This is a genomic window from Algoriphagus terrigena DSM 22685 (assembly GCF_000429445.1).
Lineage (GTDB): Bacteria > Bacteroidota > Bacteroidia > Cytophagales > Cyclobacteriaceae > Algoriphagus > Algoriphagus terrigena.
This window is the reverse complement of sequence record NZ_AUBW01000026.1, coordinates 30,928-53,009: the sequence shown is the minus strand read 5'-3', so window position 1 is coordinate 53,009 and position 22,082 is coordinate 30,928. Positions and strand designations below refer to the sequence as shown.

Annotated in this window: 17 protein-coding genes; 5 read left to right on the top strand and 12 right to left on the bottom strand. The window is 48.3% G+C overall.

The genetic code is table 11. The annotated features are described in order from the left end of the window. Positions 1–14 precede the first annotated feature (14 nt). The 9 genes from G459_RS0120695 to G459_RS0120655 form a co-directional block, all read right to left on the bottom strand. Positions 15–2,918, bottom strand: coding sequence for a TonB-dependent receptor (locus tag G459_RS0120695; RefSeq protein ID WP_051315342.1), 2,904 nt, complete (start codon positions 2,916–2,918; stop codon positions 15–17). An 84-nt stretch (positions 2,919–3,002) separates the two neighbouring features. Continuing rightward, the gene (locus G459_RS0120690; RefSeq protein WP_026969346.1) at positions 3,003–4,238 is read right to left on the bottom strand and encodes a hypothetical protein; all 1,236 of its coding nucleotides are present in this window, start codon (positions 4,236–4,238) and stop codon (positions 3,003–3,005) included. Positions 4,239–4,422: 184 nt separating this feature from the next. Then, positions 4,423–5,394, bottom strand: coding sequence for an AAA family ATPase (locus tag G459_RS0120685; protein WP_026969345.1), 972 nt, complete (start codon positions 5,392–5,394; stop codon positions 4,423–4,425). A 144-nt stretch (positions 5,395–5,538) separates the two neighbouring features. Next, positions 5,539–6,171 carry a pseudouridine synthase gene (locus tag G459_RS28085; protein WP_035456541.1) on the bottom strand — a complete coding sequence of 211 codons (633 nt, stop codon included), beginning with the start codon at positions 6,169–6,171 and terminating at the stop codon, positions 5,539–5,541. Positions 6,172–6,182: 11 nt separating this feature from the next. After that, a complete protein-coding gene (locus G459_RS30210) occupies positions 6,183–6,359 on the bottom strand; it encodes a hypothetical protein (RefSeq protein WP_169725053.1) in 177 nt (58 codons plus the stop codon). A gap of 219 nt (positions 6,360–6,578) precedes the next feature. Then, the gene (locus G459_RS0120670; protein WP_026969344.1) at positions 6,579–7,067 is read right to left on the bottom strand and encodes a RipA family octameric membrane protein; all 489 of its coding nucleotides are present in this window, start codon (positions 7,065–7,067) and stop codon (positions 6,579–6,581) included. A 78-nt stretch (positions 7,068–7,145) separates the two neighbouring features. Further along, positions 7,146–7,826 (bottom strand): hypothetical protein, encoded by a 681-nt coding sequence (locus G459_RS0120665; protein WP_157373395.1) that lies wholly within the window; start codon positions 7,824–7,826, stop codon positions 7,146–7,148. A 68-nt stretch (positions 7,827–7,894) separates the two neighbouring features. Then, positions 7,895–8,098: a hypothetical protein gene (locus G459_RS0120660; RefSeq protein ID WP_026969342.1), complete on the bottom strand. Its 204-nt coding sequence runs from the start codon at positions 8,096–8,098 to the stop codon at positions 7,895–7,897. A gap of 580 nt (positions 8,099–8,678) precedes the next feature. Further along, positions 8,679–9,161 carry a hypothetical protein gene (locus G459_RS0120655; RefSeq protein WP_026969341.1) on the bottom strand — a complete coding sequence of 161 codons (483 nt, stop codon included), beginning with the start codon at positions 9,159–9,161 and terminating at the stop codon, positions 8,679–8,681. Between the two features lie 879 nt (positions 9,162–10,040). Between G459_RS0120655 and ileS the strand changes: the two genes are divergently transcribed. The 5 genes from ileS to G459_RS30560 all read left to right on the top strand — a co-directional run bounded on the left by ileS (position 10,041) and on the right by G459_RS30560 (position 19,144). After that, a complete protein-coding gene (gene ileS / locus G459_RS0120650; protein WP_026969340.1) occupies positions 10,041–13,424 on the top strand; it encodes an isoleucine--tRNA ligase in 3,384 nt (1,127 codons plus the stop codon). Positions 13,425–13,429: 5 nt separating this feature from the next. After that, the gene (locus tag G459_RS28070; protein WP_035456535.1) at positions 13,430–14,050 is read left to right on the top strand and encodes a lipoprotein signal peptidase; all 621 of its coding nucleotides are present in this window, start codon (positions 13,430–13,432) and stop codon (positions 14,048–14,050) included. Between the two features lie 204 nt (positions 14,051–14,254). After that, a complete protein-coding gene (locus G459_RS0120640; RefSeq protein WP_026969339.1) occupies positions 14,255–17,191 on the top strand; it encodes a DEAD/DEAH box helicase in 2,937 nt (978 codons plus the stop codon). A 225-nt stretch (positions 17,192–17,416) separates the two neighbouring features. Then, complete coding sequence (locus G459_RS0120635; protein WP_026969338.1) at positions 17,417–18,766, top strand: PhoH family protein; 1,350 nt, start codon at positions 17,417–17,419, stop codon at positions 18,764–18,766. Between the two features lie 252 nt (positions 18,767–19,018). Continuing rightward, complete coding sequence (locus G459_RS30560) at positions 19,019–19,144, top strand: hypothetical protein (protein ID WP_281171904.1); 126 nt, start codon at positions 19,019–19,021, stop codon at positions 19,142–19,144. A gap of 212 nt (positions 19,145–19,356) precedes the next feature. Here the strand turns inward: G459_RS30560 and G459_RS0120620 are convergent, their stop codons facing one another. The 3 genes from G459_RS0120620 to G459_RS0120610 form a co-directional block, all read right to left on the bottom strand. Continuing rightward, on the bottom strand, positions 19,357–20,112 hold the full coding sequence (locus tag G459_RS0120620; protein WP_026969337.1) for a LytR/AlgR family response regulator transcription factor: 756 nt from the start codon (positions 20,110–20,112) through the stop codon (positions 19,357–19,359). A 121-nt stretch (positions 20,113–20,233) separates the two neighbouring features. Next, on the bottom strand, positions 20,234–20,965 hold the full coding sequence (locus G459_RS0120615) for a LytR/AlgR family response regulator transcription factor (protein WP_026969336.1): 732 nt from the start codon (positions 20,963–20,965) through the stop codon (positions 20,234–20,236). A 2-nt stretch (positions 20,966–20,967) separates the two neighbouring features. After that, on the bottom strand, positions 20,968–22,032 hold the full coding sequence (locus G459_RS0120610) for a sensor histidine kinase (RefSeq protein WP_026969335.1): 1,065 nt from the start codon (positions 22,030–22,032) through the stop codon (positions 20,968–20,970). Positions 22,033–22,082 lie beyond the last annotated feature (50 nt).

Below are 22,082 nucleotides of genomic sequence, written 5' to 3'. Positions count from 1 at the left end.
GTGGTAATGTGATTTTAGAAAGAAAACGAAACGTTGAAATTGATCTTAGTGCCAGGAGATAGGCTGGAAAAGATCTGGTCTTCTGCTCCATAGGCGCTAAAAACCGTCTCTCTTTTTTGGTTCAAGATATTCTGAACTCCCAAGCCGGCCTGGATTCTTTCGTCCGCACCAAATGACTTGTTGAGGTTGAAATTCACCGAATGGAACGGCACTGTGAACGTGTCTGTCCTGTTTCCAAATCCGACATACGTAAGCGTAGATCCCTGCACGTTGTAGAACAATCCTGCTTCGAATCCAGTCGTGTAGCTATTGTAAGACAATCCTGTGTTGATGATGAACGGTGCCTGACCAGCCATCTGACGGGTGTCTTCGACTACTTCGCCTTCTTTGGCAGAATTTTGTCTCGATCGCAGCTCAGACTCAGACATCTTGATCTGTGATTCGGCCAGGGTTACGTTGGTATTCCAGTTGAACGCTTCAAGAGATGGAGCGATAAACTTCAGTGACTTTCTGAATTCGAGTTCCAAACCGGCCACTGCACCATCGCCCACATTTCGTGGCTGGAAAGTGCCTGGATCAGCCAGGAACTGCACCATTTCGATTGGTCTGTCGAAGGTTTTGTAGAATGCACTTACCGAAAACATCTCGCCCCGCTGCTGGAACATCTCCCATCTCAGGTCAAAATTGTTGATACGCGTAGAAGTCAAATTTCCATCCCACAACACTTCCGTGCCGCCATTTGTGGTCTCCTGATACATCCCACCAATGAAAGTTCTGCCAGAAATCGGGTCTAGAATCTCCGCATAAGACATCTCCTTGAAAGAAGGTCTCGCCGTAGTGCGGGTAGCCGAAAGTCTCAGGTTTTGGTTTTCCTTCAGGTTGTAAATCAAATTCACTGTCGGGAAGAAGTCCAAATCATCCAGCATCTCAACCAGATCATAGACGATATCGCCGGTTTGGTTGGTGCCGGTATAGAACTGATTGAACTGCTCCACTCTCAATCCCACTACTGCCTTCAGTTTCTCAGCTGGGTTGAGCTCCATAGAAGCATATCCGCCCATCGTGGTAGCATAAGCTTCGTATTCATTTGGGTTGATCGGGATAAAGTCCGGGTTGTATCGCACGCCATTTCGGTTGTCCGCCGAGAAGAGATTTTCGGGCGCTAAGATCTGGTTGGGATCGCCAGTCAGCTCTGTGTCTCCGGTCGGAAACTGGAAGCTCTGGATGTTGAAAAGTCGGTGTTTGAAGGAATAGCTGCCACCAAATTTCAATTTCGCGTCTCTGTTGAAGGCTGAAAGGTTTCTGGTAATGTCGCCTTTCCCGTTCACATTCTCCTCTTGCAATGATCTCCAGATCCGTGCAGGAAGACCTACTTCGGTAGAGATGTTGTTGGTAGGCAATCTGAAGCGTGTAAATCTGATATCCGGGTCTTCGATGGAGGAAAGAGTCGGCGCGATCTTCCAGTTTACTTCCCAGTCTCTTCCGTTGAAAAAGTGAGTACCTGACAGCAAGATGCTGGTCAAAGCTCGTTGGCTGTACTCCAAGTTGTATTGCTTTGCCTCGAAGTTGGCGCCCAGGTTGGTGTTCACGAAGTCGAAAGTTCCTGCTTTAGACTCGCCGTTTTGAAGGTGAAGGATGTTGATCTTGTACTTGGAAGCATTGGTTTTCAAAGCAATACCGGCCATCCCGCCAAGTAGCACATTGTTTACACCAAAGTCTCCTCTTTGCTTTTCAAGGGCCTCAAGCTCGGTGTCTGTCTCGCCGATCGCTTTTCCATACAGGTTGTATTCGGCTCCCTGGTAGTATTCTGTTTCGTTTTTGTACGTCACCGCGGCATTGTAACCCCACGTGACTTTCGGTCTGACAATTTGATTTCCGAGGGAAAAAGAAAGACCAAAATCCATCATGCTGGCCTGGCGGGTTCCACCCAAAGTCTTGTTGAAATTGCCGAGGATGTCCTGATATTCCAGTCCTGCGGGGCTATTTGGATTGCCGACGACCTGACCGTACTGGGGAATATTTGTACTCCCGCCAGTTGGGATCGCGCGGGTTCCATCATCGAAGCCCAAAAAGTCTGTTTTCCCGCCCTGATACGTGAGATAGTTTTTATTGAAGTGCATCGAAGGATTGATACCGCCCGAGATGCCCAACTTCATGGTCTTTTCCTCCGGGAAATCTTTGGTCTCGATATCTACCACGCCGCCTGTGAAGTCAGCTGGCAAGTCAGAGGTAAATGACTTGGATACGATGATGTTGTCGATCACATTCGTCGGGAAGATATCCATCTGGATCGTGTTTCGATCCGGATCCAGACCTGGCACGTCCATGCCATTCAAGACCGTCTTAGTGTATCTGTCACCGAGGCCACGCACGTAGACGTACTTGCCTCCTTCGATGGATACTCCGGTGACACGCTTCACTGCAGAAGCAGCATCACCATCGCCGATTTGGCGGAAGGTACTAGCAGAGATTCCGTCCAGCAGATTTGGAGCGCCCCGTTTTACCGACATCAGCGCCGACTCTGTGGTTCGGATCGCAGCCGCTTGTACCGTTACGGTCTCCAACTCAGAAGCATCTTCTTTCATCAGGACGTCCTGAAGGACATTGACTTGGCCCGCAGTTACCACCACAGCTGTCAACTCAAATGTCGTGTAGGACAGGTAGGACACTTGGACAGTGTAGGCGCCAGGTGCTACCTGGACTTCAAACTTCCCGTCAAAATCGGTGACGGCACCGGTAGATAGTTCTTTGATCAAAACCGAAACCCCAAAGAGAGGTTCTCCGGTTGATTCTTCATAGACGGCGCCACGGATGGTACCGTTTTGTGCAAAAGCAAACCCTGCCAGCAACTGGAACAATACCAGCAGCACAATGGCCAGGGAGGTTTTAAAGAGAGATTTGGATGCTTTGGTTTTCATACAGCAGTAGAAAGTATTCAATAGAGTAATCCTGAAAAGAAGGGTCCTTGCAAGACCTTCTCTTCAGGATGTGTTTGTTTTTGATTATTTGAAATCAGCCAGAGCGTTTGCAGCAGCAGCCCAAGTCCAGCCGTTGAATGCGGCCTTGTCAGCACCTACGGTGTTTGCCTTCAAGGCAACGGTGCTGGCGTGAGCAGATGTACCGTTTCTGAACGCTTGATCCAGTGTCACGCCTTCGGCAAGCGTTGCCTCCAGTTTGGAGAAATTCAGGATACCTCCAGCATAGTTGGCGATGGTATTGTCACCGCTAAGTGACAAGTCACCTTTACCGGCGTTGTTGTTGTCCGATGGAGCTGGGAAGTTGAAGAAGTAGAGATTTTCGAACGTGCCTCTTGCACCCGCTCTGAAGTCAGCAAATTCAGAGCTTGGATGGCCTTTGATTGAGCCGTTCTTTACAGTATGTGCTGCGTTGTAAGCACCTTCCGGTCCATCGATCTCAAGGGCGTGATCGGTATTGACACCGCATATCACGATAAAGTTGTCCAAAGTACCTGCCCATGACTGATCGGTATCGACCGCATCATCACCGGAATTCCAGATCAGTGCGTTTTTGACAGAAACCGTTCCGCCAAACCACTCGATTCCGTCATCTTGGTTGGCAACTACTTCTACGTTTTCGATGACAGTACCAGAGCCTACTCCGCCCAGGGTCAAGCCGTTGATCTCGTTACCTTCACCGATGTTAGCACCGCCGTGACGGATAGAGATGTATTTCAACACACCGGAGTTGTCAGCGTCATCGCTGCCACCATACAATCCGTTGGTATCAGAAGCAGGGATTCCTTCGATCTGAATTTCAGCCACATCGCCGGCGAAAGAGCCTTTGGCTTTGCCCATGATCATCAAACCTCCCCAAAGACCCTCCAAAGTGGGCTCCATATTTGGAGAAGCGATCTGGCCCGGCATGATCTCATCTGCTGTAGATGTGAAGATGATTGGCTGTGCGGCTGTTCCTTCAGCCATGATTTTAGCTCCTCTGGCGATGATCAATGCAGTCGCGTTGGCGCCGGATCCCACTTCACCCTTGACGACTACGCCAGGCTGGATCGTGAGGGTCACTCCGGAAGTCACGGCGATTCTACCGCCGAGCACGTACACCTTGCCGGTCTGCCACGTGGTGTTGGTAGTAATGTTGGAAGTGATCACTACACTTGAGTCATCACCGTCGTCGGTGTCCGGCTTGTCGTTTCCTTCGATACAGCTCGAAAGTCCCAAAAGGGAAGCTGTAATAAGCGTCAACAGGTAGTTGTACTTTTTCATTTGGTATAAATTGAATTATGGTTTTGCGTTTTGATGATGCAAAACTGACTTCAATTTTCCCCGCAAGAGAATTTTGCTGTTTATGCTTTTTTTAAAATTCCAGACAGAATTTAATATTGAATTAACAGCTGAAACAAAAAAAAAGGCTTTCCCTCGGGAAAGCCTTCGTATGCTGGATTTGATGTTACTTCAATGTTACCGACTTATTAATCGGTACTTTTTCCAGAAGGGTTCTGACCAGACTTCTGGTGCTGATATTGTCCGCTTCCGCCTCATAATTGAGCAAAATCCGGTGATTCAGCACGTCTTCGGCGATTTCTTTGATGTCTTCCGGCAGCACATAGTCACGGCCATCCATGAAGGCTACCGCTTTGGCGGCCAGATTTAGATTGATACTGGCACGGGGCGAAACACCAAACATGATGTACTTCGCTTCGTCCTTCAGTCCGTATTGCGTCGGGAATCTAGTCGCAAACACCAGCTCAATAATGTAATGCTCCAACGGCTCAGCCATATTGACCGCGTTGATCTCATTGCGGATGTCGAAAATATCCTGCTTGGAGAGGATCGGTCTCACCTCCGAAGTGTACTGCATATTGGACATCCGGCGCATGACCTCCATTTCGTCGGCTTTGCTCGGATAGTCGATGTGTACTTTCATCATGAATCTATCCACCTGCGCTTCGGGAAGCGGATAGGTTCCTTCCTGATCGACCGGGTTTTGGGTAGCCAATACCAAGAATGGCTTATCCAGGGCAAAGGATGTCTCTCCGATCGTGACCTGCTTTTCCTGCATGGCTTCCAGCAAGGCCGACTGAACCTTTGCCGGTGATCGGTTGATTTCATCCGCGAGGATGACGTTGGAGAAGATCGGACCCTTTTTCACTTCGAAACTTGCCGTCTGCTGATTGTAGATCATGGTTCCGATCAAGTCGGAAGGCAACAAATCCGGCGTAAACTGGATACGGTTGAAATCCAGGTGAAGGACTTTGGCAAGCGTGTTAACTGTCAGTGTTTTGGCCAGACCGGGCACCCCTTCGAGGAGAATGTGCCCATTGGTAAATAGCCCGATAAGCAGTCGGTTGACCATCTTGTCCTGACCAACTACTACCTTTTTGACTTCCTGGATTACTTCGGCGATTTTTTCCTGATGCATGAACTACTAGTATTAGATGCCTGATTCGGCCGGGCTAAAATAGGTGATTTTGTACCAACGGACAATCTTAAAACGGATAAGTGGAATTGCATTGGTTAAGCGGTCAATTTAGGATTTTTTAACCCGGACTATGCCTTGGGATTCTTAGCGAGGATTATTTCTGCCCTTTGCCTGCGAGGCACCCGTCTTTGCAAAACCTGTCAAGCCCAGCTGGTGATAGACCGTCTTTTCATCCAGCTCAAGGATATCTCCCGACTGCATTCCCGAGATGTTGATCTTTTCCATCGAAAAGCGAACCAACCGAAGCGTGGGAAATCCCACGGCGGCGGTCATCTTCCGCACCTGTCTGTTTTTCCCTTCGATCAGGGTCAATTCGATCCAGGTGTCGGGGATCGCGGCGCGGTAGCGGATCGGGGGATTTCGCTCGGGTAAAACAGGCGCAGGCTCCAGGATCTTTGCCAAGGCTGGCTTCGTCTTATAGTCCTTCCCATCGACATTGATGGTCACACCGGCACGAAGCTGCTTCAAAGCCTCTGGGGTAGGAATCCCCTCGACTTGCGCATAGTAGGTTCGCTGATGCCCGAAACGCGGATTAAGTAAATGATGGTTGAGAACCTTGTCATCCGTGATGAGCAGGAGTCCTTCGCTGTCTTTGTCGAGTCGTCCTACGGGATAAACCTCCCGGGGAAAAGCACCAAGAGAGGCCAACGTGGGCCCCTCTCCGGTGAATTGTGTCAAGACCCCAAAGGGCTTGTAGAGAATAAAGTAACTGGCCACTGCGGTGATGCTTAGCTGCCGCAGCCGATACAGTCGAAGTGGGAGTCCATTGGCTTCACCCCTTTGAGTTGCATCTCCAGGTTGTGGATTTCGTCCCGGGCCTCCATGTCGGCAAACATGTCTCCGGTGAGTTTTCCTTTCAAGGCGTCAATGGCCTCTTCGAGCGCTTGTTTCTGTTGTTCGTTCATAAAAGTGAGGTTTAAAGTGATGATTGAGTGGTATGAAAATAACCAAACCAGCGGATTTGGTTCCTTTTCCCGGTGGATTTTTTTGGTCAAAAATAGGGCCAGTTGATCTTCAATTGATTAGAGATTGGGGAGCAGCGATCGGGGATTTTCTGGGAAGGGACGAAATGAGTTCGACACCCTCCGGGGCCTTCACGGAACCCCAAGCGGAAAGACGATAGACTACGCTGAGGTGGGGTTACAGATAAAGCAAAAATTCCAAAAAAGATTGAAAAATGGATTGTTAAGAACCACTAATGCTAAAAATGAAAAGGCGAAAAGAAAAATCAGTAGTTCAAGTCCCTTTTTTGGAGAGCCTCCATGCCATGGTATAGTTATTGGTTTTTTCCCAATTTTGATGCATCGCTCTTTAATAAGTTCGTCACCCTGTTTATAGAATCCATTTTTCTTCTCTAATTTTTTTGCTTCTTCAATTCTAAGTAGATAAAAAGCATGATTATATTGAAATGACCTCCACCATGCAACACAAATCAATAACCCAAAAATACTACCAAAAAATATTAGAATATTTTTTTCATCTTTGATTAAAGTTACAATTGAGCTTAATATTACAGTTTCAGTAATTAAGAAAGCTGAAAATACTAGCCAAAATAACTGTACCTGATTCTGAATTAAAATAATAGCCCGGTCATAATTTTTACTTTTTTTCATAATTGTTTTTTTTAAATATAGTTAAGCCACAACCCTGGAAGACAATAGACTACGCCGAGGTGGGTTAGTACTGTATTATTATAAGCCTGAATATTTAAGCATCAATTCCCAAGCTTTAGATTTAGACACAAACGGCAAAAGGAATTCACCATTTGGTTTTAATGACATTATAAGAGACTCAGAAGGTTTTCTATGGGAAGAAATTACCACTGCAAACATTATTGATGAAATCCAAAAACCTGCAATTTTGTGGCCTTTATATTTCTTCAATGTTGGCTGCCCAATATAATCTTTCGGGCTTTTAGGCGCTTGATCAACAATTGAAATCATAACTGGATAATCATCAACATCACCAGGCGAATTGTTTAATAACATCAGCCTTATTTTATCTTCATGAGGTCCTAAAGATATCTCTTTAAAAAACTCATGATTTGATAGACTTGACCTCCATAGAATTGAAAGAAAAAACAACTTTAATTTTGAATAATCGGCATTTGAACAATGAAAAAATTTATTTCCATTTAAATCAAAATCACTGATCAAATTTGGTGATTTTTCAATTGGAATTTTATTTGAATTGAAAAAAATTGAAAAATATCTTTCAAAACTTGATAGAAGTGAGTTATCGCATTCTTTACATAAAATGTTTGGCTCATGAATTCCGGATTGAGGTAATTCAAAGTTGTTAGTTTTATTTTTTATGTCAGAATTTGTTGTAATTATATATCTATGCTTTTCATCATATAGATTTTTATACATAAAATCTGGGATAATATGAGATCTTTTCAACAATTCCTTCTCCTCTTGGCAAAGTCTGCAAATACCAGTCATATCCCCACCCCATCAATCTCCCTAATAACTCTCTCCCTCTCCGCCAATGTCTTAATAATCTCCTCATAATGCATAATGTCTTCGAAATCAAGGATTCCGTCTTTAATCCATTTCGGGGCAGGCTGGTATCCTCCGATGTGAAAGCCCCATGCGTTTCCCAAGCGATAACGGGTGTTGATGCTGTATTCTGCTGTGGTCATGGACTGCGTGTATGAAATCTGTTCCCTAAAGATATCAGTCTTCCTGAAAACGAAAAGGTGTTTTTTGGATGCTCGCTGTTTTTTCTTCGGCTGATAAAAAGTTATGCTCAGAGGATAACCTTTTACCCTCGGAACATCGAAAGTTATGCTCAGAGGATAACTTTTTACCCACGGAGCTTCGAAAGTTATGCTCGGAAGATAACCTTTTACCCTCGGAGCTTCGAAGGTTATGCTCAGAGGATAACTTTTTAACCTCGGAGCTTCGAAAGTTATGCTCAGAGGATAACTTTTTCGCCCCGGAGTGAAACAAGTTTGGGTGGGAAGTGAAGTTTTTACCGGACGAGCATTTCAAGTTTACCAGAGTGGCGAAGTTTTTAGCCTCCGAGGCGTTCAAGTTTGGCGGGAAAGGGAAGTTTTTTACCAAAGTGCTTCTCCAGTTACCTGCTGCGTCGAAGTTTTTTGCCCCGGAGCTCAGTCGACATACCTCGGAGTATACCAAGTATGTCCCGTGCGTTGCGGGCGGCAATAGAAAGGGCCGGCAGCGATGCTGTCGGCCCTGTACTGAGGTAATCAAACAACCTTACTCTGTGGGAGGGGGGCCATTGCGGCGGCCTTGTCCCTTGAATCGCTTGCCGAGATCCTCGCTGATGGGCTTGGCTCCCGGGTAGTTCATCTCTGCGCCGATCTTGGCACCGGTGTAGTACAGCAGGCAGTTTTTGTACAGCTCCGAGCCTGCCTCCATAGACGTATCGCTGACCCCGCTGTAGAGCTTGTCCAGCAGGTGAATGACAGGCATAAGCTGGTTGAAGACTTTCCAGTCTTTTTCCATCTCCACGGCGCTCACAGTCGCCGGAAGAAAGGTGGGGCTGGACTTCAGGTACTCCATGGCCTTGGAGGCGAAAGCCACCGAGGCGTCCCCCAGCTTGAGCATGTTCGCACGCTGCTCGGGAGTCAGTGCGATGAGGTACTTCATGAGGATGTCGGATGCGGTGGTCAGGGCCGCCAGTACTTGGGCGATTTCCCCGTCGGGGATATCGACCGAGACCAGATTGTCTGTGCTCATATTGAAAAAGATTAAATGGTGAAAAATAGATTAACTCCTACTAATTTAAATAATTGCCCGTTTAAAAATAAAATATTTAGGTTGAAATTTTAACAGAATTATATTCCGCACAGGACGACAATAGCTGATAATCCTGGTGTTTGGATGTATTTCCCAAGATTGGGCTAAAGCCCTGCATGTAATTGAATCCCCAGAGGAATGGGCTAAAGCCACATTCCTATTCAATTGGTTGGAAACCAGGCTATGAATTGCCTCCTGCCCCGAAAGCTTTCGGGGCGGGAGGATTGAAATGATGCAAGAGGCATCCGGGCTTTAGCCCAATCAATTACCCAATTTTGGGGGAATGCCACATTCCGATTCAAATGGCTGAATTAGAAACCCGAACCTGTGGGAACTATCCAGGCTGAAAGCCTGATTTATAGCAGCCCGGAGCGGATGAGCTCCGGGAAAGGTGGGACACACGCAAAGGACAAAGGTCTGAAGGACCGATTTTGTTCCTGATTATTGATTTTGGAAATCGGCGCTTCAGGCCTAACGGGTATCGAGTCGATTGCAAAACCCAGCCCTATCGGACTGGGTTGGGATAAATCGGCCCTTCAGGCCTGAGCCTTCTCCTGATTTTAATCCCTTTTGAAGACACCACTTGATCCAAAACTCAAGCTTTTTCCCTATTTCCAATTTCCATCTCCCCGAAAAGCCCAATTCTTCTATCTTTGTGGCTTGTTTTGAGCGGGATGGCCCGCGTGAGGGATAGAAGCGGCATCCCGGCACCCCGATTTTCTCGGGGAGACGGGATACAGCGGATAGCCCGACCCGCCTTTTTTCAAGGCGGGGCACGCCCAAATCTTCCCCAACTCCCAATTCACCAGAAAGAAACCAGTGAAAACGTATCAGGAATTTAAGCAGGTCGACTATCCGCAGATCGGGGAGTCAGTCCTTGAGTATTGGAAAGAAAAAAAGATTTTCGAAAAGTCAGTTGCCAACCGTGACGGCGCGGAGACTTTTACCTTTTTCGAGGGTCCGCCTTCGGCAAATGGCACTCCGGGGATTCACCATGTGGTGGGCCGCACGCTGAAGGATATCTTCTGCCGATACAAGACTCTCCGAGGATTTCAGGTCAAACGCAAAGGCGGATGGGATACCCATGGTCTGCCCGTGGAACTGCAGGTGGAAAAGGAACTCGGCATCACCAAGGAGGACATCGGCAAGAAAATCACCGTCGAGGAATACAACCGCAAGTGCCGGGAGACGGTCATGCGATTCAAGGGAGAGTGGGACGACCTGACCGAGAAAATCGGCTATTGGGTCGATCTGGATGATCCGTATATCACGTTTGAGCCCAACTACATCGAGTCGCTTTGGAGCCTGCTGAAGAGGCTCTATGACAAAGATTTGCTCTACAAAGGCTACACGATCCAGCCTTATTCCCCGGCTGCCGGGACAGGTTTGAGTTCCCACGAACTGAATCAACCTGGCACCTACAAAGACGTAAAAGACACCTCGATCACGGCGCAGTTTAAGCTGAAGGGTGAAGAAAATACCTACATCCTGGCCTGGACGACCACGCCTTGGACTTTGCCGTCCAACTCGGCTTTGGCAATCGGGGAAAACTTGGATTATGTGAAAGTGAAGACTTTCAATCCCTATACTTTCGAGCCGGTAACGGTGATCTTGGCCAAGCCCCGAATGGCTGCCTACCTCAATCCAAAAGCCGCCGAGCTCAAAATCGAAGACTACAAACCGGGCGACAAATTGATCCCTTACGAAGTGGTCGAAGAGTTCAAAGGCAAATCCATGCTGGGCTGGGAGTACGAGCAATTGTTCCCGATCGCAGCCTTGGCCCTGCCAAATCCAGCTTTCACGGTCGTCTCTGGAGATTACGTGACCACCGAAGACGGTACAGGGATCGTGCACTTGGCGAAGGCTTTTGGCGCGGATGACTTTAGAACTTTGGTGCAAAACAAGGTGCCTGGCGTCTTTGTCAAAGACGAACTGGGGAATGAGATGCCAGTGGTGGATAAGCGAGGCAAATTCCTGCCCGTGGTCGGAGAATACCTGGCTGCCAAGATGCAGGAGCATGCAATCGCCGCCCACAAGACGTACGGAGCGGATGATTTCTATGTGAAAAACTACCTCGAGGACGATGAAAACGCGGCGGATTACAAGAACACCGATGTGATCATCTCGATCATCCTGAAAAATGAAAACAAGGCCTTCAAGGTCGAAAAATACGAGCACACCTATCCACACTGCTGGAGAACGGACAAGCCGATCTTGTACTATCCGCTCGAAAGCTGGTTTGTAAAAACAACCGCATACAAGGACCGGATGGTCGAGCTCAACAAGACCATCAACTGGAAGCCCGAAGCGACCGGCACGGGCCGCTTTGGCAACTGGCTGGAAAATCTCGTGGACTGGAACCTCAGCCGTTCCCGCTTCTGGGGGACGCCGCTGCCGATCTGGAGAACCTCCGACGGGACCGAAGAGAAATGCATCGGCTCCATCGCTGAACTGAATGCCGAAATGGAGAAGTCCATCGCGGCGGGATTTATGGAAAAGTCTCCTTACGAAGGCAAAGAGCTGGATCTTCACAGACCCTATGTAGATGAAATCATCTTGGTGTCCTCCAAGGGCGAAAAGATGCTTCGGGAGCCGGATTTGATCGACGTTTGGTTTGACTCAGGAGCGATGCCGTATGCGCAGTGGCACTTTCCTTTCGAAAATGAAGATATCTTCAAAGCCAACTATCCGGCCGATTACATCGCCGAGGGCGTGGATCAGACCCGTGGGTGGTTCTTTACCCTTCACGCGATTGCCGTGATGCTGTTTGACAGCGTGGCCTTCAAAAATGTGATCGCCAACGGACTCGTGCTGGACAAAAACGGCAACAAAATGTCCAAGCGGTTGGGCAATGCGGTGGATCCCTTCAAAACCCTGAAAGAATACGGCCCGGATGCTTTGCGCTGGTACATGCTCAGCAATGCCAACCCTTGGGACAACCTGAAATTCAACCTGGACGGAGTTACCGAGGTGCAGCGTCGCTTCTTTGGCACGCTTCAGAACACCTATAATTTCTTTGCGCTCTACGCCAACTTGGATGCTTTTGTCTACGACAAATCCAAGTCCGTACCCGTCAACCAGCGGCCAGAGCTCGATCAGTGGATCGTCTCCAAGCTGCAATCCCTGATCGCGGAAGTAGAGGAATCTATGGACAACTACGACGCGACCCGCGCGACCCGCGCCATCATGAACTTCACCGTGGATCACCTGTCCAACTGGTACGTTCGCCTGGCCAGAAAGCGATTCTGGAGAGGAGATATGAATGCGGACAAGCAGTCGGCGTATGAGACACTCTACGAAGCGCTGCTTACCCTGACTCAGCTGATGTCTTCCTTTGCGCCGTTCTATGCAGACTGGCTGTATCAAAATCTGACTGAGGCCGGGGAAAGCGGCCAAGAATCCATCCATCTGTCGGACTGGGTTTCTGCGGACAGCGCGCTGATCAATCCGGATCTGGAAGCCAGCATGGACTTGGCGCAGACGATCTCTTCTTTGGTACACTCACTGAGAAAAAATCCAAAGATCGGAATCAAAGTCAGACAGCCACTGCAGCGTATCCTGATCCCGGTGCTCAGCAAAAAGACCCAGGCTCAAATCGAGCACGTGGCCGACCTGATCAAATCCGAGGTCAACATCAAAGGCATCGAGTTTCTGGACGATGCATCGGGCATTTTGGTGAAAAACGTAAAACCAAACCTGCCCGTCTTGGGTAAAAAACTCGGACCAAAGATGCGGTTCGTCGTCGCTGCGATCAACGCCTGGGGACAGGACGAAATCGCGCAGATCGAACGCGAGGGACAGATCTCCGTTGAGGTCGAGGGAGAAAGCATCGTCTTGCTTCTTGAGGAAGTATTGATCACTTCTCAGGATATTCCCGGCTGGTTTGTCGCTTCCGATCAGGGAGTGACCGTCGCTTTGGACGTGACTTTGACCGAAGAACTCAAGCAGGAAGGAATCGCCCGTGATCTGGTCAACCGCATCCAAAATCTACGAAAAGAGATGGGATTGGAAGTTCAGGATAAAATCAACATCATTGTGTCCGAAGACAACGAGCTCGTAAATGCAGCCGTTTCCTCCTTTGGTCAGTATATCCAGTCCGAAACCCAGGCACTCACACTGACTCTGGCGTCGGTATCTGACGGGACGGTATTGGATATGGATGACTTCGAACTGGCCATTAAACTAGAAAAGGCCAAAGCCTGAAACAGATGAATAAGTATTTAAAGTATTTCGGGGTCGCCCTATTGGTGATTGCCATTGATCAAATAGTTAAGATGCTGGTGCATTTTGAGATGGATTTTGGCACTCCTGGCCAGATCCCCATCTTTGGCGACTGGTTTAAGCTTCATTACACCACCAATCCGGGGATGGCCTTCGGGATGGAACTAGGTTCAGAATACGGCAAGATGATCCTGACTTCCTTTCGCCTCGTGGCGATGGTGGGGATCGGATACTACCTGACCTATATCATCGACAAGAGAAACCACCCGGTGTACATCCTGTGCATCGCCATGATCCTGGGTGGCGCGATCGGCAACTTGGTAGATTCCATCTTCTACGGCGTCTGGCTGGACAATGCGCCCTACAATGCCCCGACACCCTGGTTTCATGGGCAGGTCGTGGACATGTTCTATTTTGATATCTGGGAAGGTCACGTCCCGGAGTGGGTACCGCTTTGGGGTGGCAGCTATACGGCACTTTGGCCGATCTTCAACATCGCAGATGCAGCGATCTTCGTAGGAGTGGGTATTATTTTGATCTTCCAGAACCGCTTCTTTCCTGAGAAAAAAGAAGAAATCGCTCCGGAAAAAACAGAAACCTTTTCCTGACAAATTGAAATAATCCAATTCAAGGCTCGGATTTTAAAAGTCCGGGCCTCTTTTATGCCTTTTTTTCCCAAAAAAGAGGCCTTCTAGTTCGAAAGAACCGGGCATTTTGAGTAATTTCCAATTTGTATATCCATGTGCTAACGCCAATCGGCTGCTGTCAGCGCCAGGAGTTAGTTTCTAACGCTATATAGTAGCTACTTATTCATGATAGTTAATTCCGATCAGCCTTTTGAAATAGTATACTCTATCTTCAGCCATGAACATCTGGGCTTACTGTTTGAATCATTTGCAGTTCAGCTGGATGAAAAAGGCAGGCTTTCACTCGCCTACCAAAATATCAGTTCGGCAAATGCCAAGGAGTTTGACTCCGGTATGGACAAGGCCGATTATGAGCTGATCAAGCTGATGGATTCGATGCAGCCTGAGGTCGTGGTCAAGCCATACATGAAGAAGGGGAACCTGCGCCCAAAAGACTTTTTGGCCAAGATCTTTGATCCAAAGACCGAGGACAAGACGATCCAGGAGCTCTTGTTTAAAAACATCGAGATCAAACGCTCAAAGATTCTGCCCCTGCTGATCGGCAAGAGGCTGTTCGAAATGGCCAGCGACGGCAACCCAACCTGGAAGGAAATCCAGGTCAATGCCGAACCGGCGAACGTGATTTTCCACTTTGAAAAGAACGAATACAACACCCAATACTACCCACGGGTCACATTCAAAGACACTCCGCTGGACTGGCAGCACAAGGGCGGCTACCTGATCTGCAAGGATCCCGCATGGTTGATTGTCAATCAGCAACTCTACCACTTCGCAAAAGGAATTGACGGTAAAAAACTCCAGGCTTTCCTGACCAAAAGCCGCGTGATGGTCGAGCGCAAATTTGAGCCGGAATACTACCGCAAGTTTGTCACCAGCCTGATTACGCAATTTGATGTCCATTCCAAAGGCTTCGACATCCACACCGAGCAAGGTACTCCCCAAGCGCTGCTTACCTTCAACGAACTCCCTGGAAACGCCGCCGAGGACCTCTTTGGAGGAGAAATCGAGTCGCCCAATGAAGAGGTGATCGTCTTCCAGCTCCGGTTCAAATACGGCGATTTTGATTTTGGAATCGCCTCTGCAGACGGAGAAAACAGCGGGAATTCCTGCCGGTTTGAGGACAACAACGGTGAATACACCTTCTGGAAAACCGTCAGGACACCCCTCGTAGAGAAGAAATTCGAGACCATTCTGAAGAAAAAACAGATGGTTTTCGTCCACGGAAAGTTTGCCTTGCCCAAGACCAAAGCGTTTGAATGGCTGGGAAACAACGAAGACTATCTTGAAGAAAACAAGATCAAGATCGAGCAGCGCGGCAGCCTGTCCGGCAAGACATTCCATATCGGCAAAGCGCAGATTACCATCGAAGTCAATGAAAACATCGACTGGTTTGATGTCAAAGCGCTGATCAAATTCGGGGTTTACCTCGTGCCTTTTGCCAAGATCAGAAAGCTGCTCATCCAGGGTAAATCGGAATTTGAGCTTCCAAACGGGGAAACCGCCGTCATCCCGGCCTCGTGGTTTGTCAACTACTCTGAGCTCTTCAATTTCATCGAGGAGCGCTCGCAGGAGGAGCTTGTGCTGCGCAAGCATCACCTGGCTTTCGCCCGCGAACTGCAAAACGGCGAGCTGATCCGCCTCAACCTCAGCCTGAAGCTCGAGCGTTTGAGAAACTTCGACGCCATCGACGATTACGAGCTCCCGGGCAATTTTGAAGGCACCCTTCGCCCGTACCAGCATGCTGGGTACAACTGGCTGCGGTTTCTGAATGAATACCAGTTTGGCGGATGCCTGGCCGATGACATGGGTCTGGGTAAGACCGTGCAGGCTTTGGCACTTTTGGCACATGAGAAAGAGGAAAATCCCGGGTTCACCTCCCTGCTGGTGATGCCCACTTCCCTGATCTACAACTGGGAACTCGAGGCTAGAAAGTTTGCTCCTGATCTCAAGATCCTCGTCTATTCCGGTTCGCAGCGACTCAAAGATCCCTGGAAGTTCAGAGGCTACGACATCGTGCTGACCTCCTACGGGATCGTGAGACTGGACATCGATGTGCTGAAGGATTTCTACTTCAACTACGTGATCCTGGACGAATCCCAGGCCATCAAAAATCCAACGTCCAACATCGCCGTGGCCGTCAACAAGCTGAAAAGCAAACGACGCCTGATCCTGACCGGTACCCCGGTGGAAAACAGCACCATGGATCTTTGGTCACAGATGAACTTTGTCAATCCGGGTTTGCTGGGCAATCAAGCGCTCTTCAAGAAGCAGTATCTCCAGCCCATTGAGAAGGAAAACAACCGGGAAAAGGCCGGTCGTCTCAACGCGATGATCAAGCCCTTTATCCTCCGAAGACTCAAATCCCAAGTCGCCAAAGACCTGCCGGAAAAACTCACCAATGTGAAGTATTCCGACATGACTCCAGAGCAGGAAAAAGTCTACGAAGAGGTAAAAACCTATTATCGGGAAAAGATCATCGGCGAACTAAACGGCGGCGGACGGGGCTCGCAGCAATTCACATTGCTTCGTGGCTTGACCCAGCTGCGCCAGATCGCCAACCATCCGAAACTAGTCCGGGAAGATTACAAAGACGATTCCGGTAAGCTGGAAGACATCACCTACATGCTGCAGGAGACGATCTCCGAAAACCACAAGGTGCTTGTCTTCAGTCAATTTGTACGGCACCTGAGCATCGTCCGGGCTTATCTGGATGAAAATAACATCCCCTATGCCTATCTGGACGGCGCGACCAAAGACCGTCAGGCACAGGTAGAGAAGTTCCAAAATGACGAAAACATCAAGGTGTTTCTCATCTCTCTGAAAGCCGGTGGCGTCGGACTCAACCTGACGAAAGCAGAATATGTGTTCTTGCTTGACCCTTGGTGGAATCCGGCAGTGGAAGCGCAGGCCATCGACCGGGCGCACCGGATCGGGCAGGAAAACAAGGTCATCATCTACAAATTCATCACGCGCGGCTCCGTCGAGGAAAAGATCATGGCGCTTCAGGACCGCAAATTGGCTTTGGCTGGCGAGCTGATCAGCAACGAAGAAAGCTTTATGAAGAGTCTGGACAATGAGGATATCCGGGCGCTCCTGGATTAAAATTTGAAGTTTAAAAATTGCAAGGTTCTAAAGTTGCAAGGTTTGGTCCACGAACTTTGCAACTTTTGAGCTTTACCACCTTCCAACCCATTTTTATCATTTTGATACTCAATCTCCTACCCCTGTTTGACAATTGTTAACCATTATTTCTTGGGGTTTCCTAGCTTTTGATGGGGATATTTTTCTAAATTAATTCTACTCAGTACCACTACAATTTTCCTGCGCATGCCTAGAGCCAAGTCCGATAAAGATCGGAAAATCTTTGTGCTGGACACGTCCGTGATCCTCTATGCACACAACTCCATCATGAATTTTGCCGAGCACGACGTGGTAATACCGATCACCGTGCTGGAGGAGCTTGACCAGTTCAAGAAGGGCAACGACACCAAGAATTTTGAGGCGCGGGAGTTTATCCGATTGTTGGATAAGCTGTCCGCTGACCACATGATTCACGAATGGACGCCGCTCAACGGGAAGACCAAGGGCAACTTCAAGGTGATGATGCAGCATCCAAAAAATGAGAGGAATGCCGTAGAGATCTTTGGGGACGACAAAAACGACAACAAAATCCTCAATGTCGCGGTGCATCTCATGGAGACTGAGAAGACCCGAAAGGTCATCCTGGTGTCCAAAGACATCAACCTGAGACTCAAGGCCAAGTCGCTGAATGTAAACGCCGAAGACTACGAGACGGGGAAGATCAAAAACATAACCGAACTCGAAAACACCGGAAAGTACGTGCTGGATGACGTGGATCCCGATGCGATCAACAAGCTCTATGAGCAAGGGTATATCGAAGCTAAAAATGTCCTGGGCACACGAAAGCGAAAGTCAAATGCCTTTTACATCCTGAAAAACGAGAAAAACTCGGTGTTGTCTTACTACAATTCGGAGGAAAGCGTACTGGAGCGCGTGGATAAGCGCTTGGCTTACAACATCAAGCCCAAGAATGCCGAGCAGACCTTTGCGCTGCACGCAATCATGAACCCAGCCATCAAACTGGTCTCGATCCAGGGCGTGGCAGGAACAGGAAAGACGCTCTTGGCTTTGGCTGGCGCGCTGGAGCAGCGAAGAGAGTACAAGCAGATCTTCCTGGCCCGACCTATTGTGCCGCTCTCCAACAAAGACATCGGCTACCTGCCCGGTGATATCAAGTCCAAGCTCAATCCCTACATGGAGCCGCTCTGGGACAACCTGAAGTTTATCCAAAATCAATACAAGGAGACCGACAAGGAATTCCAGAAGATCACCGAACTGGTGAACCAAGAAAAATTGGTCATACAGCCTTTGGCGTATATCCGGGGTCGTTCGCTTTCCAATATCTTCTTCATCGTGGATGAGGCACAGAACCTGACTCCGCATGAGATCAAGACGATCATATCCCGGGCTGGGGAAAACACCAAGATCATCTTCACCGGCGACGTCTTCCAGATCGACACGCCCTATTTGGATTCGCAGTCCAATGGATTGTCGTACCTGATCGATCGGGTGAAGGATCACCCGCTTTATGCGCATATCAAGCTGGAGAAAGGCGAACGGTCTGAGCTGGCCAATCTTGCGAATGAGTTGTTGTAGCTCTAAGAACTTTTGCTCCTGTTTAGTTAAAGCTCCTCTAACCGGGAGCTTTTTTGTTAAACTCTAAGAATTTCCTATCTCTCGTGTAACTTTTCACTTTTCGAAATATTGTCCGCCACTGGCAGTGTGCTGTACGGAACCGTACAGTGATTTTTGGAAAAAGTGCCTCCTACGCTATTTTTGGGGGTTTTTAAAGTTTGGTCGCCTTTTGGCATAAGGTGATATACAAAACAAACCAACATTATTACTGCCATGACTACTGCAACCTTTTCTCAAAAAAACGTCTGTGCGGCACTGGGATTTGCAATGGCAATCACTATCGTGCTCAAAGCAAAATCTGAAACCAGCCTTGCACAGCAACTGCCCGATTTGAAATGACTAAACCAACTCCACAGATCGGATTCGCTACTGACAAAAGTCCTGAGAAACTTCAGGTAAACATCTACAAAACAGAAAAGTCCCAGGATTCCGGGACTTGTTAAAGACAATTATCCGTAAGGGTTAATTTGGTTGATTGTTTGGTTAATCGAAAGAGGCGGGTTTTTACCCGCCTTTTTGTTTTCCCTCCAAAGATAGAGTGTGTTGTCTTTTTAACTTTCAGTGATGGTGTTCAGCTTGGCCAGGAAGCTGTTGTAATATTGCCTTCCTACCTGGATTACGCCTCCCTGTCTGAGCATGATCTCTTTGGTATTGAAGCTCTCGATCTGTCCGAGATGGAGGATATAGGACTTTTGAACCCGTAGAAACAAATGGGAAGGAAGTATGTCTTCGATCTCCTTCATGGATTTCCGGATGCTGTAGTCACGGTTTTTGGTAAAGATGGTCACCATGTTGCCATTGGCCTCCACATAGAAAATATCGTCGTACTGAACCCGCTCAAAGGCGTTGTCGGCTTTGATAAAAACCGCATCATTGACCAGATAGGGGCTTTCGTTGCCAGTCTTCACGACCGCCGCTTCCGGCGCTGGCTTGGTGCGCTTGTTATAGAGCACAATCTCCACGATCGCGTGGATGTCATTCGTATTGAACGGCTTCACGATGAAGCCTGCCGGAGCGATTCGCTTGGCGCGCTCGATGATCGTCGGATCACTGTAGGAAGTCACAAATACAAGCGGCGCATCCACCATCTGCTTCACAATCTCGCCCAGCTCGATTCCGTCTTTGTCACCCTTCAGCTTGATATCCATGAAAATCAGATCCGGCCGATATTTTTTGATGACCTTGATGCACTGATTCGCGGAGTTGGCGATGTCGATATTCACGTAGCCCAAGAGCTCAAGTATTTCCTGGATATTCTCTGCAATACTTAAGTCGTCCTCGACAATCAGAATTCGTTCTTCTTTCATAAGTTGAGCAATTGATAGCTAATAGGGGTGATAACTGGCTCCGCTACTACGAAACCAACAGTTCCCCTAATGTCAAAATTTTCTTCGGAAAATCAAATGCCTTTTTTTGTCTACAAAAATCCTAGAGGCTCATCATTTCCTTAAAGCGGGCAGCTTGTCGCCGACTCACTTCGATTCTGTCGCCACCTTTGAGTGTGACGACCAAGCCTCCGTTGAACCAAGGCTCAATGCCCTCTACCCATCCGAGATTGATGATATGCTTGCGGCTGGCGCGAAAGAAAGACTTCTCATCCAGGCGCTCATCGAGTGCGTTGAGCGACTTATGAATCATCGGCTTGAAGTTGTCAAAATACACTTTGATATAGTTCCCGTCGGATTCAAACAGGCGAACATTCGAAAGTCTCACAAACCAGCAACGGTCTCCGTCTTTGACAAAAACCTGATCTTCCAGTGTCAGTTTCTTTTGGTTGACCGAGGATTCGTCGTCTCTTTTTGAAACTTCCTCGATCTTGCCCAGCAATTTGTTGATCGCATCTTCCAGCCTCTTGGGCTCTATGGGCTTCAGTAGATAGTCCAGCGCATTCACTTGGAACGCCTTCAGCGCGTATTCGTCGTACGCAGTCGTGAAGATCACGTGGGGCACATGATCCAGCTCTTCCAGTAGGTCAAAGCCTGTTTTCTCGGGCATTTGGATGTCGAGGAAGATCACATCGGGCTGAAGTTGCTCGATTTTCTCTTTGGCATCGTCTACGTTGACCGCTTCGCCGATCACTTCTACCGTTTCCAGCTGGTTGAGTAGATTGATCAATTCTTTGCGCGCTAGTCTTTCGTCGTCTATTACAATGGCTCTCATCGTTATTGAGTTTGATATTCTAAAGTAACTCTTTGTTTGGGAATTTTGATTTCGGTGATCACGAATTGGCTTCCTGAGTTGAAAATCCGGAAGCTGGCCTGATCTCCATAGAGGAGTTTGAGACGCTGGCGGGTATTTTCGATTCCATGTCCGCCTTCGTCGCGTTTGGACTTGGAGGCATTGGGATTGAGGTAACCGCTGTTTTTCACCTGGATATACAGCTCGTTCTCGAGTCCCTCCCGGCATTTGATCTCGATCAATCCACCCTTGACCAAATTGGATACGCCATGTTTGATGGCATTTTCCACGATGGTCTGGAGCATCATCGGGGGGATTTTGTAGCTGTAGGCTTCGTCTTCGATGTGATAGACGACTTCTAGTCGCTCTTCAAACCGGATCGACTCCAGCGCGAGATAGTCTTTGACGGTGGCCAGTTCCTCGGCAAAATCAATGACCTGCTTTTTGTCCATCATGAGCGAAAACCGAAGCATGTTGGAGATCTTAGTAATCGCCGACTTGGCTTTGTTGGGATCCTCATCGACGAGCGCCCGGACAGAATTCAGTGCGTTGAAGATGAAATGCGGATTCAACTGGTTCTTCAGATGGTTGAGCCGGATCTCATTGATCTTTGCCTCGTATCGCAGGCCGTTGTTGTAGTTGTCCAGAAAGTGGAACAAAAAGTAAAGCAAGAACCAAAATGCGTAATACAGGAAACTGACGAACAGGTTGACGGCGATCACCAGCGACCTAAAATCATCCTCTGGTTTCAGCGTACCAAAAGCCAGGTTGATCAGGATTTGAGCCAGCACATTGGCTACAGACAGCACCAGCAAACCAAGGATCGTCTGGACCAAAAGTTGGAAAATCCCAAGCCGAAACCATCCGTATTCTTTGACCACATGACGGAGCGCGTGGGTAGAAATCAGGTAAAAAGCAGCCAGAACGACAAATGCCCAAATCTGGACGGCCGAAATACCCTGCGAAAGAGAGGCAAAAAAGACATTGACAAAGGCAAAGCTTCCCCAACCTATAATCTGCAATACCCAGTAAAGCCTTACTCTGTTCATAACTGGCGCAAAGGTAGACATGGGGGAGTATTGCCGGCTTTAATTTTGAT

Coding starts and splice junctions, on each gene's coding strand:
- G459_RS0120670 (WP_026969344.1), bottom strand. CDS start 7,067: ATGAAAAAAAGTAAAAATTATGACCGGGCTATTATTTTAATTCAGAAT.
- G459_RS0120695 (WP_051315342.1), bottom strand. CDS start 2,918: ATGAAAACCAAAGCATCCAAATCTCTCTTTAAAACCTCCCTGGCCATT.
- G459_RS0120690 (WP_026969346.1), bottom strand. CDS start 4,238: ATGAAAAAGTACAACTACCTGTTGACGCTTATTACAGCTTCCCTTTTG.
- G459_RS0120620 (WP_026969337.1), bottom strand. CDS start 20,112: ATGAAAGAAGAACGAATTCTGATTGTCGAGGACGACTTAAGTATTGCA.
- G459_RS28070 (WP_035456535.1), top strand. CDS start 13,430: ATGAATAAGTATTTAAAGTATTTCGGGGTCGCCCTATTGGTGATTGCC.
- G459_RS0120610 (WP_026969335.1), bottom strand. CDS start 22,032: ATGAACAGAGTAAGGCTTTACTGGGTATTGCAGATTATAGGTTGGGGA.
- G459_RS0120685 (WP_026969345.1), bottom strand. CDS start 5,394: ATGCATCAGGAAAAAATCGCCGAAGTAATCCAGGAAGTCAAAAAGGTA.
- G459_RS30560 (WP_281171904.1), top strand. CDS start 19,019: ATGACTACTGCAACCTTTTCTCAAAAAAACGTCTGTGCGGCACTGGGA.
- G459_RS0120635 (WP_026969338.1), top strand. CDS start 17,417: ATGCCTAGAGCCAAGTCCGATAAAGATCGGAAAATCTTTGTGCTGGAC.
- G459_RS0120615 (WP_026969336.1), bottom strand. CDS start 20,965: ATGAGAGCCATTGTAATAGACGACGAAAGACTAGCGCGCAAAGAATTG.
- G459_RS0120640 (WP_026969339.1), top strand. CDS start 14,255: ATGATAGTTAATTCCGATCAGCCTTTTGAAATAGTATACTCTATCTTC.
- G459_RS0120660 (WP_026969342.1), bottom strand. CDS start 8,098: ATGACCACAGCAGAATACAGCATCAACACCCGTTATCGCTTGGGAAAC.
- G459_RS0120665 (WP_157373395.1), bottom strand. CDS start 7,826: ATGTATAAAAATCTATATGATGAAAAGCATAGATATATAATTACAACA.
- G459_RS30210 (WP_169725053.1), bottom strand. CDS start 6,359: ATGAACGAACAACAGAAACAAGCGCTCGAAGAGGCCATTGACGCCTTG.
- G459_RS0120655 (WP_026969341.1), bottom strand. CDS start 9,161: ATGAGCACAGACAATCTGGTCTCGGTCGATATCCCCGACGGGGAAATC.